This window comes from Bacteroides gallinaceum (assembly GCF_030373775.1).
Classification (GTDB): Bacteria; Bacteroidota; Bacteroidia; order Bacteroidales; family Bacteroidaceae; genus Phocaeicola; species Phocaeicola excrementipullorum.
In genome coordinates, this window is the sequence record NZ_JAUDEN010000046.1 from 1 (window position 1) to 15,242 (window position 15,242).

Consider the following 15,242-nt stretch of genomic DNA (forward strand, 5'->3'; position numbering starts at 1 on the left):
TTAAAGTAGGCTGAATCTTTAAAATATTTTGTATCTTAGCCATATCTTAGTCGGAGTATTTCCCCCGTTTTGGCCGTCAAACCTTATTTATGGGGGAATACCTAAAGATACAAAAAAGCCAACTAATTCGCAATGAATTAGTTGGCTAATTTTATACTATTTCTTGAATATCCCTTGAGATTCCGTCCGGTTGAAGTTTAAGGGCGGGCGAGGCTTTCGTTTCCGCACACCGTATCTTTTCAATCCTTTGTCTTTGCTCCGTATTCGTCCCTTCTTTTGGGATTCATAGGGAACCAGCCTTTAAGTACCCGTTCGCGCTGTTCGAATATCTCTTTGATGCTCCAGAACGAAGAGAAGGAAAATACTCCAAGCAGAGAGGAGATCAGAATGTCGTTCGTGAGCAGCGACAGGGCGATTCCCGCTATGCCCAGAAGCAAGAATATCCACCAGCATCGGGTTCCCCAGTAATATTCGGCCTTGATGACGATCGGGTGAAACATCCCGATGATGAGGAAAGTGCATATTCCGATAATGATTCCGTCAAAATGCAGCGCTTTTATCCACTCCATCATTCAACTTCTTTGCGGATAGGAATCTCTTTCTTGATGCTTTGTTCCAAAGAGATAAGCGTTTCTGTAGCGGTAACTCCCGGGATTTCCTGAATCTTCGAGTTCAACAAGTCCATCAGGTGCTCGTTGTCGGTTGAATAGAGTTTGGTCAACATGGTGTATGGACCAGTGGTGAAGTGGCATTCAACAATTTCAGGTATTTTTTTCAGTTCAGCCACTACGCTCTTGTACATGGAGCCTTTTTCGAGCTTGATTCCTACATAAGTGCAAGTGCTGTATCCCAGACTTTTGGGGTTTACATGATATCCTGAGCCGATAATTACACCCAGATCAATCAGCCTTTGCACACGCTGATGTATGGCAGCACGTGACACTCCGCATTCTGCGGCTACGTCTTTGAACGGAATTCTGGCATTCTGTGAAATGATTTCCAGAATCTGCCTGTCAAGTTTATCAATCTTTTCCATATTTCAAATGGTTCTGGTTTTTATCATATTGTAAGCAAATGTAGAAAAAGTTTTTTATTTATCTGCTATTTTGACAGAAATAAATATTATTTGGGCGGAAAATTTGTTTCAGATATGCGATTTGACGGATTGGCGGATGCCGGAAGGAATTTCTTTTCCGGCTCTGTCTTCCGGGACGGAACAGCTGTTTCCGGAGTTCCGCAAAACCTTGTTTCTTCCAGAAAGGGAATAAAATAAAGAAAAGGTAGCATCTGTTGTTCTTATTCATTATATTTGTGGAGTTTTAAAGATAAATACAGAAACCATGCATCCGTTAGATTTGTTCAAGTATTGTCCGAAATGCGGCTCGAAGCATTTTGAAATACACAACGCGAAATCAAAGAAGTGTGCCGATTGCGGCTTTGTATATTATTTCAATCCAAGTGCGGCAACCGTAGCCTTTATCTTGAACCACAAGAATGAACTGTTGGTGTGCCGCAGAGGAAAAGAGCCGGCCAAGGGCACGCTTGACCTCTCGGGCGGTTTTATCGACATGTTCGAAACGGGCGAAGAAGGAGTGAGCCGCGAGGTGAAAGAGGAAACCGGGCTGACTGTAACGGAGGCGAAGTATCTGTTTTCTTTGCCGAACACGTATCTGTATTCCGGATTCCTTGTGCATACGCTCGACCAGTTCTTCCTCTGTAAGGTGGCCGATGACAGCCTGATCGAGGCGAACGATGACGTGGCGGATTCTTTCTGGATGCCGCTTGACAAGGTGAATCCGGAGGATTTCGGACTGGATTCGGTGCGTGAAGGAGTGATCCGCTTTTTGGAAGAACATAGAAAATAACAACGGAAAGAGATGAAACGAAAAATCAAAGGATATAAATGGGCGGCCGGACTGCTTTGCGCTTTGCCGGTGGCTGCTTTTTCACAGCAGACTGAGCCATTGACGGGAGCGGAACGTCTGTTCAACGACGGGAAACGACTGTTTCTCCGTCACGATTATGCAGCGGCCCGACAGACTCTCTCGCAGTATGTGAGCGAGGCGGAAACGGCTGACTTCCGCGATGAGGCCGACTATATGCTGGCATGCACAGCCTACGAACTGGGTATGCCCGACCGCATTGACGTGCTGAAGACTTATCTTTCGGCGCATCCTGAAACACGTTATGCCAATCGCGTCTATTCGTTGATTGCGTCGGCTTATTTCTTTGAGGGGGAGTATCGTGAGGCCATTGCCGTATTCCGCCAATGTGAGGTGGAGGCTTTGCCCGCGGAGGAACGCGACGCATGTCTGCTGAGAAGGGCAACGTCTTTTCTGAAAACGGAAGACTGGACGGCGGCGGCTTTCGACTTCAGTGTGCTGAAGGAGGTGAGTGCAGACTATCGGGATGATGCTGTGTATAATCTTGCCTATATCGACTATATGCGCGGCAAGTATAAGCCGGCGCTTGAGGGTTTTCTCCGTGTCGGGCAAAACGGAAGCTATGCGGAGCTTGCACCTTACTACATAGCGGACATCTACCTGAAAACAGGTGATTATGTACGGGCGAAAAAAACGGCTGAGGCTTATTTAGACCGCAATGCAGCCCAGAAGTATGCCGTGCAGATGGCGCGTATTGCCGGAGAAGCCGCTTTCGGAATGGAAGATTATGCGTCGGCTGTGCGTTGGCTGGACGGCTATTGCCGGCAGACTTCTTCTCCCGAACGGAATGCTTTGTATAAACTGGGCATGAGTCATTTCAAGACGGGAGTCTATTCAAAGGCTGTCGAATGCCTGGGAAAGGTTACAGGCAAGGAAGATCTGATGGCGCAGAATGCGTATCTGCACATCGGTCTGGCCGGACTTCAGTTGAAAGAGCGGAATCAGACCCGTATGGCGTTTGAGCGCGCTTCGTCGATGAATTTTGATCCGGCTGTCCGTGAACAGGCGTTATATAATTATGCCTTGTGCATCCATGAAACATCGTATTCGCCTTTTGCCGAATCGGTCACCGTGTTCGAGCGTTTCTTGAACGAATATCCTAACTCTCCTTATGCAGAGAAGGTGGACAATTATCTGGTTGAGGTGTATATGAATACCCGAAGCTATGAAGCGGCCTTGCGCTCCATTGACAAGATATCCAGTCCGGGGCCGCGCATTCTTGAGGCCAAGCAGAAATTGCTGTTCCGGATGGGGACCCAGCAGTTTGCGCAGGCTGATTTTGAAGGTGCGGCAAACTATTTCACCCGCTCGCTCCAGCAGGGGCAGTATAACCAGCAGACAAAGGCAGATGCCTATTATTGGAGAGGCGAATCGGAATACCGTATGGGGCAGTATGCCTCTGCCGCCAATGATTTCCGGCTCTATATGGAGTTTGCTCTTGACAAACGGACTGCTGAATACGGGCTGGCTTTATACAACATGGGATATGTCTATTTTAAACAGAAACTGTATGACAAGGCAAGGATATGGTTCCAGCGTTGCGTCGACGGCGGACTGCTGGAGAACCGTTCGGTGCTGGCCGACTCGTATAACCGTATCGGAGATTGCTATTTCTATAACCGTCTTTTTGCGGAAGCGGAAAAGCAATACGGTCAGGCTGTGAAGATGGATGCTTCGTTGGGTGACTACTCTTTGTTTCAAGAAGGCTTTGTAAAGGGGTTGCAGCGTGACTACTCTGGTAAGATCCAGACGCTGAACCGTTTGATTACCGATTATCCCCAATCGCAGTATATGGATGATGCACTGTATGAACAAGGACGTGCTTTCGTGCAGATGGACGACACTGAAAATGCCATCAGACGCTATAAAGAGCTGCTCGGGCATTATCCCGAAAGTGCCTTGTCGCGCAAGGCTGCTAACGAGATCGGTTTGCTGTATTATCAGAATGACCGCTATGACGAGGCTATTGCTGCTTATAAAAAGGTTATTTCTGATTATCCGGGGAGCGAAGAGGCCCGTCTGGCACAGCGTGACCTGCGGGCAATCTATGTAGACTTGAACAAAGTGGACGATTATCTGGCTTTTGCTTCTGCTTTGCCCGGAGGGGGCTCGTTTGACGTCAGCGAACGTGATTCGCTCACTTATGTGGCTGCCGAGCGTGTTTATTTGCGTGGGAACGTAGCCGAGGCTAAAGCAAGTTTTGTGCGCTATCTGCAGTCTTTCCCGCAGGGTGCGTTCAGTACGGACGCTTCTTATTATTTGGGGCTGATCGCTTATCAGCACAAGGATTATCGGGAAGCGCTGACTTATCTGGAGCAAGTGCTGAAATATTCCGGAAGCAAGTATTATGGTGAGGCACTGGCCATGAGTGCGGCGATAGCATACGAAGACAAAGACTATTCGAAGGCTTTGGGGCTTTACAAGCTATTGGCCGACCGTTCGGCATCAGAGGAAGAGCGAGTTCAGGCACAGCTTGGAGCACTCAGAAGCAGCAGCGCACTGAAAGACACTAAAGAAATCATCTCTGCGGCTTCTGCTTTGCTGGCCCACAGCAAACTGTTGCCGGAAATCAAGAATGAAGCGTTGTACTGCCGCGCGAAGGCATTTGTGCGGGAAGGGAGAACGGGTGAAGGAATAGCCGACTTGAAAGTCTTGTCTGCTGATACACGCAACGTATACGGTGCAGAGGCGAAGTATCTGGTAGCGCAGCTGTATTTTAATGAAGGAAAGACAGGCGAAGCTGAAAAGGAAGTGCTGGATTATATTGAAGTCAGCACGCCTCATGCTTACTGGCTGGCAAGAAGCTTTGTGCTGTTGTCGGATGTGTATATGAAACTGGGCAAGGACATGGAAGCCAAACAGTATCTTTTGTCATTGCAGCAGAACTATCAGGCGAATGATGACATCGCGCAGATGATTGAAACCCGATTGGCCAAACTTAAAAGTGTAGAGTAAATGATGGAACGTGTTAAAATATTATTTGTTTGCGGCGGACTGTTGGCAGCACAGGGTGTTGTTGCCCAGAAGCAGGCGGTTAGCGATTCGGTATTGAACCGTACGGTGGTGGTGGAAAACCAATATAACCCGGAGGTGATGGATGCCTTCAAGATCAATGTGCTGCCGAATATGGAGGAGCCTGCGGTGGCAAAACAGGAAATTGACTATGCGACGGCACCGCATCTGCTTCAGCGATGGGATTCGGATCCGATGGCGCCGATGTTGCCTGAATTTGTGCAGGGAAAGGCACCGCGCGGATATGTGCGCGCGGCATACGGCAATTTGGGCAATATTGATTTGAAAGGAAGTTATCTGTGGAATATATCGGACAAAGACCAACTGGGAGTGATGGCGTCAATGTATGGCCGGAACGGGAATTTGTCGCGGACAGGAGCTTTGGACGACTGGAATTCACGTTTCTATAAGACGGACGCTTCGCTGGATTACCGGCATGATTTCCGGAATGTGTCATTGAAAATGGGCGGTGCGTTTGCTTCTCAGGTATTCAATTATATGCCTTCGGAAGAAACCTTGCCGGGTAATGCGGAGGCGACGGACCGCCAGCATTTCATGATCGGTGAAGGTTACGTAGGGCTTGCTTCGCACGGCAAGGAATTGCCGGTAGAGTTTGCCGTTCAGACCGGTTTCAGAAGCTTCGACCGGAAATACGATGCTCTTGCAATGGGAAGCGGATCTGAAAAAATCATTCACACGCTGGGTTATATGGCTGGTGCCATCAATCCGGAGCAGCAGGTCGGTATCGGGTTTTGCATGGACAATGTCATGTACGACGCTTCGTTGTTTATGAAGGACTATACCCTGTTGCAGATAAATCCTTATTATGCTTTGAAGAATGACAGGCTGGCTCTGAGGATTGGAGCGCATGTTGATTGGCAGACAGCCAATGGCAGCGGAGTGAAATGGGCGCCGGATGTAATGCTGGATTATACCTTCGCTTCTTCCTATACACTGTTCCTGCATCTGACCGGCGGCACGGAGTTGAATGATTTCCGCCGCTTGAACCATGTATCTCCGTATTGGATGCAGTATGGACAGCTCTTGACATCTTACACTCCTTTGGACGTGCGTTTAGGCTTGAAGGCTTCGCCGTTGGCGGGTTTTGGCTTTAAACTGCAGGGGGGGTACCGGATCACAGAAAATGATTTGTTTGTGCTGCCCGGATTGGAAGATGGTTCGCCGTTTGGGTATGCTGGGCTGGCGCAGGAAAAGGCAAAAGTAGCTTATGCGGGAATGTCGTTCTCTTATGCATATTTGGACTGGATCGATTTTACATTGTCCGGAAACTATTATGCATGGGATGTCCCCGAAGAGATGGACGGTCTTCTTCTGTTGAAACCGCAGTTCGATTTAGATTTTGCAGCACGAGGGAAAGTCGTGGATAACCTGCATGTCACCCTTGATTATCATTACGAAGGCAGGAATGAGGTTGCCGGCGTAAAAAAGGCGGATGCGGTCAACAATTTGTGTGTCGGTGCGGAATATGAACTGTTCAAGCGGATGAATGTGTTCGTCCGCCTGAATAACTTGTTGGACAAGAATTATCTTACTGCATACGGATATCCGCAGCAAGGATTCTATTTTATGGCAGGACTCAGTTGCCGTTTCTGACGTAATGCTGTATTGTTGAGCTGCCGCGGGAAAAGAATACTGAGGCATGCCCGGATGAAACACGGGGGGACTCAACTCCTTCGTACAGTTTTGTCCGGGCATGTTCGATGTAAATCTCGTCCCATAGTTCTGCATCGATAAAAGACTGTAGCAGCATGCTCCCTCCTTCTACGAGCAATGTCTGTATTTTCCGGTTGTAAAGTTCGGTGAGAATTTGCGGGATGATGTCTTGCCCGAAGTCGATTCTGATAAAAGTGAGGTTGGTTTCTTCCGCCCGCTCTTTTTCTGTGAAGACCAGCGTATGGACTGTCTTGTCAAACAGATGGAGCGTTTCGGGGAGACTCAGCTTGCGGTCGATGACAACCCGTATGGGATTGTTGCCGTGCCAGTTGCGTACTGTGAGCGACGGATTGTCTAACAGTGCCGTGCGCCTTCCCACAAGGATTGCCTTGTTTTCCGCCCGCAGTTTGTGGACGTATATGGAAGTGAGGGGCGTTGACAGGATTGCCGGTTTTCCGTTATCGCGAATGGCATCAATGAATCCGTCGGCTGATTCAGCCCATTTCAAGGTGATGTAAGGGCGTTTTTGGGTGTTGAAAGTGATAAAGCGGCGGATCAGGTTCTTGCATTCCTTTTCCAATACGCCGACTTTCACGTCAATTCCTGCATCTTTCAGCTTTTGGATGCCTCGTCCGGATACAAGCGAGAACGGATCGATGCAGCCGACAACAACCCTTGGAATTCCTTTACTGATAATCAGGTCGGCGCATGGAGGCGTCTTGCCGTAGTGGGAGCAAGGTTCCAGGCTGACATAGATTGTAGAATCTTTTAGCAGGCTTTCGTCTTTGACAGAGGCGATGGCATTGACTTCCGCATGGCCTTCTCCGCAACGTATATGGCAGCCTTCCCCAATGATACGGTCGTTATGGACAATGACCGCCCCTACAGTCGGATTCGGAGCGGCATTGCAGAATCCGTTTCCGGCAAGTTGTATGCACCTGTGCATATATTTTTCATCGTTTGTCATATTCCTTCAGTTTTTATGTTTACTTTTGCATGCTATGCATCCCATATATTTACATATTAAAGAAACATTAATGCCTTATTATCCGGCTGAAGAAGCTTCAGCCATGGCGAAATGGATACTTGCGGACGTTTTCCATTTTTCTGCCATTGAGCTTTATACAGGCAAAGATACGCAAATTCCTCAGAAGGACAGAGAGAAGCTGGAAGATATTCTGAATCGTCTGGTGAAATATGAACCGTTGCAGTACATATTGGGCGAATGTCAGTTTGGAGGACTTGTATTTCGTGTTGCTCCGGGAGTTTTGATTCCACGTCCGGAAACCGAAGAGCTGGTTGACTGGATTTGTGCTGACTGGACGGGGAGTAAAAGTTGCCGTGTGTTGGATATAGGCACAGGGAGCGGATGCATAGCAATAACGTTAGGCAAGCGTTTGGCAGATGCTGCGGTAACTTCATGGGACGTTTCAGAACTGGCACTGCAGATTGCATCGTCGAATGCCCGGCACAATGGTGTGACGGTTGCTTTTGACAGGGTGGATGTGCTTGCAGATGGGATTCCGGAAATACATGTCGATGTCTTGGTCAGCAACCCTCCTTATGTAACTGAAAAGGAACGTGAGGGAATGGAACGGAATGTGCTTGATTGGGAACCTGAACAGGCTTTGTTTGTTCCGGACGACGACCCTTTGCTTTTTTATCGGAAAATAGCGCGGCAGGGGATGTTTATCCTCGACAAAGGCGGATGCCTTTATTTTGAAATAAATCGTGCATACGGAAAGGAAACGTTTGACCTGCTTGTTCGTTTGGGTTATCAGAATGTGGAACTCAGGAAAGATTCGTTTGGAAATAACCGTATGATAAAGGCTGTAAAACCATGAAAGAATATACAGAAAAAGAGTTGGCGCTGAAAGCTGAGGCTTATTGCGTGGCGGCAGAGCGCTGCCCTTCGGATGTGGAGGAGAAACTGAAGAGATGGGGGGCGGACGAGGATATGGCTGCACGCATCGTGGAACATTTATGCAAAGAAAGGTTTCTGGATGGAACCCGCTATTGCCGTTTCTTTGTGCGCGATAAATATCGCTTTGACCAATGGGGGCGGATGAAGATTGTGCAGGCGTTGCGTATGAAAAGATTGTCCTCCGGGGAGATTGAGTCGGGGCTTGCCGAAATTGATGCGGAGGAATACAGGAATATTCTGAGGAATTTGTTGGAGAAGAAGGCGAAGACTGTTAAGGCTGTGTCTGATTATGATCGTAACCAGAAGTTGATACGGTTTGCTGTCGGACGTGGGTTTACGATGGATGAAATCATGCAGCAAATCAAACAGTGTGTTTCGGATGAGTATCTGGACTGACTTCAGGGAGTTGTTTTTCCCTCGTCTTTGCCTGGTCTGTGGGAAAAAGCTTTGCCTTTCGGAAGACTTGATTTGTTTTTCCTGTTTGTCGTCGTTGCCTTATACAAGGGATCTGGGTGTTCCCGGGAATGAGATGGAAATGCTTTTCTGGGGGCGTTTCCCGATCGAAAGAGCTTTTGCCCTTTATTATTATGCTCATGGAGGAAGTGTGTCGCGGATTCTTGCTTCAATGAAATATCTAGGAAGAAAGGACGTGTGCTTTAAAATGGGCATGTTGTTGGCCGGCAGGCTGTTGGATGTGGGATTTTTCGATAAGGCAGACTTCCTGGTTCCTGTGCCGCTCCATCCGAAACGTTATCATAAAAGAGGGTATAATCAAAGTGAATGGTTGGCAAAAGGCATTGGGGAAGTGGCCGGCAAACCGGTGCTGGCAGATGCTTTGTGCCGTTTGAGAAACAATCGCACCCAAACCCGCAAGTCGGCTTTTGAACGCTGGATAAATACGGAGAATCTGTTTGCATTGGCACCGGGCAGCAATCTGCTCAAGGGTAAGCATGTGGTACTTGTAGATGATGTGCTGACTACAGGGGCAACGATTGAGGCATGTGCAGATGTGCTTTCGGAAATCGAGGGCATACGGATCAGTGTCGTGACGCTGGCTTGGACGAAATGACGGGAGATTTTGAATGCCGTAGACATTGTTCCGGTTGTTTTTTACGGCATCTGTCAGATTGCAGTTTCGTCTGTGTTTGTGTGTCGACAAAACGTATAAATTCCAGGGTAATCCGTTCATTTTTAATAAAAATAAAGCAGTTAAATTTTCTTTTCCCGATGTATTTCCATATTTTTGCGAAAAATTTATCAGATAAATTGGAGTTATGAAAGCTTTGGAAAGATTATTCGCAGAAAAATTGCTGAAGGTGAAGGCTGTAAAAATCCAGCCTGCTAATCCGTTTACGTGGGCTTCCGGATGGAAATCACCTATTTATTGTGACAACCGCAAAACATTGTCATATCCCGCACTGCGTAATTTTGTAAAGTTGGAGATTTGCCGTATTATTCTTGAGAAGTTCGGCAATGTTGATGCTATTGCCGGTGTTGCAACAGGAGCTATTGCTCAGGGGGCACTGGTTGCGGAAGAACTGAATCTTCCTTTTGTTTATGTCCGTTCCAGCCCTAAGGATCATGGATTGGAAAATCTGATTGAAGGAGAGCTTCGTCCGGGCATGAAAGTGGTTGTTATAGAAGACCTGGTATCTACCGGAGGAAGCAGTCTGAAGGCTGTGGATGCTATCCGTCGCGACGGTTGTGAAGTGATTGGAATGATCGCTTCGTTCACATATGGCTTTGACGTGTCAGTTGAAGCGTTCAAGAATGCAAAAGTGGAACTGGTTACATTGACCAACTACAATGCGGTATTGGATGCGGCATTGAAGACTGACTATATTGATGAAGAAGACATTCCTGTACTGCAGGCGTGGAGAAAAGATCCTTCCCATTGGACAGGTAAGTAATCGTAAGTTGAATCGCTTCGGAAATGTGAAATAAGTGTCATCTTGAGTAGGGTGTTCAGCTTTACTTGGGATGACAATTTTTTTATTTTATGGACTGGTATTTTATTTAAAATATGGCTGTACAATTTGAAAGTAGCGTGAAGCATATTCCTTATAGTCAGGAACGGGTATATAATAAATTGTCGGATCTGAATAATTTGAACTCGGTGCATGACCGTTTGGATGAGATTAAGGAAAAGTCGGGAGGGAAACTGGAGGACATGAGCTTCGACCAGGACTCCATTACGATAAAGGTTCAAGGCATTGCTTTGTCCTTGCGGATCATTGAGCGTGAGCCGATGAAATGCATCAGGTTTGAAGGTGACAAGACGCCGGTCCCGTTGAACCTCTGGATTCAGATTCTGCCCGTTTCAGACAGCGAGGCAAAGATTAAAGTGACCATTCGCGCTGAGGTGAACATGTTCATGAAAGCGATGGTGTCCAAGCCTTTGCAGGACGGTGTGGAAAAACTGGCTGATATGTTGGCCGTGCTGCCTTATTGATTTGTATGTTTGCATAAAAAGGATATTATGGCTCAGAAACTTTGGGAGAAAAATGTTCAGGTGAATGCCGAGATTGACCGGTTTACCGTGGGACGTGATCGGGAAATGGATCTTTATTTGGCTAAATACGATGTGCTGGGTTCGATGGCTCATATTACGATGCTTGAAAGCATCGGCCTACTGCAGCCTGATGAACTGAAGGTTTTGCTGGAGGGGCTGAAAAAGATTTATGTATCTGCCGAACGCGGCGAATTTGTAATAGAGGATGGAGTGGAAGATGTTCATTCTCAGGTTGAGTTGATGCTGACTCGTGATTTGGGGGATGTGGGGAAGAAGATTCATAGCGGACGTTCCCGAAATGATCAGGTGCTGGTTGATCTCAAACTGTTTACGCGGGCGCGCTTAAAGGATATAGCAGAATCTGTTGAGCGTCTGTTTCGTGTCTTGATTGCACAGAGCAACCGTTATAAAGGCGTGCTTATGCCGGGATATACACATCTGCAGATAGCCATGCCGTCTTCATTTGGGTTGTGGTTCGGTGCTTATGCGGAGAGCCTGGTAGATGACATGACATTCTTGCAGGCAGCATACAGGATGTGCAACCGGAATCCGTTGGGGTCTGCAGCCGGATACGGCTCTTCGTTTCCTTTGAATCGGGAGATGACGACACGGTTGCTTGGCTTTGACTCCATGAACTATAATGTGGTTTATGCGCAGATGGGACGCGGAAAGATGGAGCGCAACGTGTTGTTTGCTTTGGCCTCTATTGCTGGTACGGTGTCGAAGATGGCATATGATGCCTGTCTGTTCAGTTGCCAGAATTTCGGATTTGTCAAGCTTCCGGATGAGTGCACGACTGGTTCGAGCATCATGCCTCACAAGAAGAATCCTGATGTCTTTGAGCTGACGCGTGCAAAGTGCAATAAGCTTCAGTCGTTGCCTCAGCAGGTAATGATGATAATCAATAACCTTCCTTCGGGGTATTTTCGTGACTATCAGATTATAAAGGAAATATTTCTTCCTGCTTTTGATGAACTGGAAGATTGTCTTCAGATGTCGACCTATATTATGGACAAGATAAAGATTAATGAACATATCCTTGATGATGACAAATATCTTTATATGTTCAGTGTGGAAGAAGTGAATCGTCTGGCGGCCGATGGGATGCCGTTCCGTGACGCTTACAAGAAGGTGGGGCTGGACATAGAGGCTGGCAGATTTACGCATGGCAAGGAAGTGCATCATACGCATGAAGGGAGCATTGGCAATTTGTGCAATGACCGGATAGAAGACTTGATGGAAAAAGCTCTGAGCGGTTTTAACTTCAAGACCGTAGAAGATGCGGAGAAGGCACTTCTGGGGCGATGACAATGAAAAACTGTGGATTTGCTTGGGCAGTATCTTTCCTTTTATTGGTTAAAGAAGAGAAAATCCTGCGGCAAAATTCAGGCAGGCTTTGAAAGAAAACGGGTGAAATGTTTGGAAGGTAGCCTAAAAGTCCCTACATTTGCATCCGTTATGCGGAAATAGCTCAGTTGGTAGAGCACAACCTTGCCAAGGTTGGGGTCGCGAGTTCGAGTCTCGTTTTCCGCTCTTTTTGACAGGCTGCTCGAATGGTGGAATCGGTAGACACGAGGGACTTAAAATCCCTTGGCCAGTAATGGCTGTGCGGGTTCAAGTCCCGCTTCGAGTACGACTCAAATCGCTAATTATCATATGTTTAGATGGTTAGCGATTTTCTTTTATGTTTTTTGGCGTGTTTTTGGCGTGATATTTATTCGATAGTGGTTTCTTGGTAAGAAAAGAGGCTGCTCGCCACACTTGGAAAGCAACCTCTTATTGCGTTTTAAAATACCGTTATGGCATTTCGGAATAAAGATACAATTTCTTTGTGATTCTACATATGCCAAGACTGACATATTTCCGTTTTCTGTCTTTTGTCACTCTCAACATTAGAGGTGATTCATTGTTGCTAAGTAACTTAGACTTGTAACAAACTGCTTTTACTGTAATTCTCACGGTTTACACGCTGGTTTACACAGATTGCGTATATTGTGGCTAAAACAATGAGTAAAAACAATAAAAAAGAGAGCTATATTGCTGTAACTCTCTGATTATCAAGTGGTGCCACCAGGAATCGTAATCTAACGATAAGTGGCTGAATATCTTTGATGTATCTTTAAGCTAAAGAAGTAATCTCCCGCTATTGCTCCACCATAGGTTTGCTGTGTTTTGCACAAGGTTGCGTGGAGGTTTCCGTTTGCGAATATAAGAAACTTATTTAGCATACACAAATGTATGCGGATTTATTAAATGTGAAACTTGATAAGTTTTCCTAGTTTCTTGAGTTTTTTTCTGTTTTTAAGTTGTTTTATTCATAAAATATAGATATATTTGTACCGATATTTGAGGAATATATATTATGATTGAGTCATTAAGTGTTACAAACTATTATTGTTTTAAGGAATGTACAACAATTCTCTTTACGGCTAAAAAAGAACGTAATAGAGTGTTGGACAATAGTTTTTGTGGGTTTACGACTCAGAATAAGATTAATATATTAAAATTAGCATTTTTACTGGGAAACAATGGTGCAGGAAAGAGTAAAATTCTGAGTGCATTTGATACTTTACAATATCTTGTTACTCAAATTCGTGAACGTAAAGATGAACCTTTACGATATAGGCCATTTGCTTTTGATGAAGAATGCTTAAATCATCCATCAGAAATAGAATTAACATATCACATCAATGATTCAAGATATGTATATAATATTAAGTGGAACAAGAATGCTATATCTGAAGAGTCTTTAAAAGAACTAAAAACAAAAAGCAGTGTGGTGTTATTTCATCGTTGGTATGATGAGATAAGTGATATTGTCAAGGTTCATTTTTCAGAAAAAGTACAGATTAGTGACAATGAAAGTTATATTATTAGTAGTTCCTTATTAAAGAATAATTCAGTACTTAGTACTATAATCAAAACCAATATATCTCATCCATTATTAAATTCACAATTACTGTTTTTCATGACAGGGTTTGAAGTTGTCGATTTGAATGACATCGATTTGAATGAAGAACTTCCTGATGATAAAACTGAATATAACAAACAACTTAAAAATATTATCTGTTCATTTTTGAAATCAGTGGATACCAATATAATGTCATATGAAAAATTAAAAATAGATGTAGAGTATCCTCCTGAATTATTACAAAAACTTAAATCGTTATCCGATAAGCAAGAAGCAGAATTAAGAATGTTGTTGAGGATGGATGAAGAAAAGCATATTGTAAATACATTCCATCGTTTAGAAAAGAGTGCAGGAAATAGAAGGGGACGTTTACCATTATCAGAACAATCTGATGGTACGAAAGAAATTCTTCGATTTCTAATTCTACTAAATGAAGCAATAAAGAAACACAAAACAATAATTTTAGATGATTATAGTAGTGGCATTCAACGAAATACTTTGAATCAGCTGCTAAAATTTTTTATAGGAGCATCACAAAACTCACAACTAATAATATCAACTCAAGATTATAGTTTATTAGATTTCGATATTATCAGGAGGGATTCTATTCGATTTCTAGTTAAAGATGCTGCAGCAGAAGCTCATGTACAATCTATTAATTTGTCATTACTTCATAAAAATTCAAGTTTACGCCACTATGTAAGTAAAATGAATGTATATGAACAGTTGCCAAATATGGATGAGGCTCTATTTGTAGAGTTATTGAGAATGTATAAAAATATGTCAGAGGAATAATATTTTTTAATAATCAGTTTTGGATTTGGACGGATTAAGAGAAACAAAGGTTATAGTTGTCATGTAATTTTGCAACAACTATAACCTTTGAATTTATGACAAAATAAGGTTTTTGTGAGTTTTTCCTATTGATATTTAAGGCAGTAAACATTTAAGTTAATTATAACGGTATAGATCCAATGCTTCATATATAATTGGTAAGTTTAAGATTGTCAGTAAATAATACAATCGTTATTGTTTCACTCATCAGGAAAATTATAAATAATTTAGTTCTGTAGCCTAATATAAACTTCATATCTTCAAGGCATGAACGATTTCTACTTAAGATAAGGCAATATAGTGAAATTAAAAATGAGCATTCCAGATGTTGTCGATTTTCACTTCTTAATGTGAGATATACGCACAATTATCATAGGACGGGGAATACTGAACCGCTACAAAAAACTAGCTGAAAAAGCCAATCAATTATAT

General features: G+C 44.6%; 14 protein-coding genes and 2 tRNA genes. 12 read left to right on the forward strand and 4 right to left on the reverse strand.

The annotated features are described in order from the left end of the window. Positions 1-239 precede the first annotated feature (239 nt). Both QUW60_RS14430 and QUW60_RS14435 read right to left on the reverse strand, forming a co-directional pair. A complete protein-coding gene (locus QUW60_RS14430; protein WP_258339195.1) occupies positions 240-569 on the reverse strand; it encodes a DUF4491 family protein in 330 nt (109 codons plus the stop codon). After that, positions 569-1,036: an Lrp/AsnC family transcriptional regulator gene (locus tag QUW60_RS14435; RefSeq protein ID WP_258339196.1), complete on the reverse strand. Its 468-nt coding sequence runs from the start codon at positions 1,034-1,036 to the stop codon at positions 569-571. The genes QUW60_RS14430 and QUW60_RS14435 overlap by 1 nt, the downstream gene beginning before the upstream one ends. Before the next feature lie 304 nt (positions 1,037-1,340). On the opposite strand from QUW60_RS14435, the gene QUW60_RS14440 reads away from it, so the two are divergent. Genes QUW60_RS14440 through QUW60_RS14450 form a run of 3 tightly spaced genes read left to right on the forward strand, consistent with a single transcriptional unit; the run spans position 1,341 to position 6,569 of the window. Then, positions 1,341-1,865, forward strand: a complete 525-nt coding sequence (locus QUW60_RS14440) for an NUDIX hydrolase (protein ID WP_289561356.1) — start codon at positions 1,341-1,343, stop codon at positions 1,863-1,865. 12 nt (positions 1,866-1,877) lie between these two features. Beyond that, positions 1,878-4,898 carry a tetratricopeptide repeat protein gene (locus QUW60_RS14445; protein ID WP_289561358.1) on the forward strand — a complete coding sequence of 1,007 codons (3,021 nt, stop codon included), beginning with the start codon at positions 1,878-1,880 and terminating at the stop codon, positions 4,896-4,898. Next, complete coding sequence (locus QUW60_RS14450; RefSeq protein WP_289561360.1) at positions 4,899-6,569, forward strand: TonB-dependent receptor; 1,671 nt, start codon at positions 4,899-4,901, stop codon at positions 6,567-6,569. On the opposite strand, the gene ribD is transcribed toward QUW60_RS14450, so the two are convergent. Beyond that, positions 6,553-7,596, reverse strand: a complete 1,044-nt coding sequence (gene ribD / locus QUW60_RS14455) for a bifunctional diaminohydroxyphosphoribosylaminopyrimidine deaminase/5-amino-6-(5-phosphoribosylamino)uracil reductase RibD (protein WP_289561361.1) — start codon at positions 7,594-7,596, stop codon at positions 6,553-6,555. The genes QUW60_RS14450 and ribD overlap by 17 nt on opposite strands. 34 nt (positions 7,597-7,630) lie before the next feature. Between ribD and prmC the strand changes: the two genes are divergently transcribed. The 8 genes from prmC to QUW60_RS14495 all read left to right on the forward strand — a co-directional run bounded on the left by prmC (position 7,631) and on the right by QUW60_RS14495 (position 12,698). Then, positions 7,631-8,473: a peptide chain release factor N(5)-glutamine methyltransferase gene (gene prmC, locus QUW60_RS14460; RefSeq protein ID WP_289561363.1), complete on the forward strand. Its 843-nt coding sequence runs from the start codon at positions 7,631-7,633 to the stop codon at positions 8,471-8,473. Further along, positions 8,470-8,949: a regulatory protein RecX gene (locus tag QUW60_RS14465; RefSeq protein ID WP_289561365.1), complete on the forward strand. Its 480-nt coding sequence runs from the start codon at positions 8,470-8,472 to the stop codon at positions 8,947-8,949. Before prmC ends, QUW60_RS14465 begins: the two co-directional genes overlap by 4 nt. Further along, a complete protein-coding gene (locus tag QUW60_RS14470) occupies positions 8,933-9,622 on the forward strand; it encodes a ComF family protein (RefSeq protein WP_258339203.1) in 690 nt (229 codons plus the stop codon). Before QUW60_RS14465 ends, QUW60_RS14470 begins: the two co-directional genes overlap by 17 nt. 205 nt (positions 9,623-9,827) lie before the next feature. Continuing rightward, a complete protein-coding gene (gene pyrE / locus QUW60_RS14475; protein WP_258339204.1) occupies positions 9,828-10,463 on the forward strand; it encodes an orotate phosphoribosyltransferase in 636 nt (211 codons plus the stop codon). A gap of 113 nt (positions 10,464-10,576) precedes the next feature. Beyond that, positions 10,577-11,005, forward strand: coding sequence for an SRPBCC family protein (locus QUW60_RS14480; RefSeq protein ID WP_289561367.1), 429 nt, complete (start codon positions 10,577-10,579; stop codon positions 11,003-11,005). 27 nt (positions 11,006-11,032) lie between these two features. Then, positions 11,033-12,373 (forward strand): argininosuccinate lyase, encoded by a 1,341-nt coding sequence (gene argH / locus QUW60_RS14485; protein WP_289561369.1) that lies wholly within the window; start codon positions 11,033-11,035, stop codon positions 12,371-12,373. Between the two features lie 152 nt (positions 12,374-12,525). Next, positions 12,526-12,598 (forward strand) — tRNA-Gly (locus QUW60_RS14490). Positions 12,599-12,612: 14 nt separating this feature from the next. Next, a tRNA-Leu gene (locus QUW60_RS14495) sits at positions 12,613-12,698 on the forward strand. Between the two features lie 164 nt (positions 12,699-12,862). Here the strand turns inward: QUW60_RS14495 and QUW60_RS14500 are convergent. Next, complete coding sequence (locus tag QUW60_RS14500; protein WP_375337998.1) at positions 12,863-13,024, reverse strand: Arm DNA-binding domain-containing protein; 162 nt, start codon at positions 13,022-13,024, stop codon at positions 12,863-12,865. A 403-nt stretch (positions 13,025-13,427) separates the two neighbouring features. Here QUW60_RS14500 and QUW60_RS14505 point away from each other — a divergent pair, with 403 nt between their 5' ends. Beyond that, on the forward strand, positions 13,428-14,771 hold the full coding sequence (locus QUW60_RS14505; RefSeq protein WP_289561371.1) for an AAA family ATPase: 1,344 nt from the start codon (positions 13,428-13,430) through the stop codon (positions 14,769-14,771). Positions 14,772-15,242 lie beyond the last annotated feature (471 nt).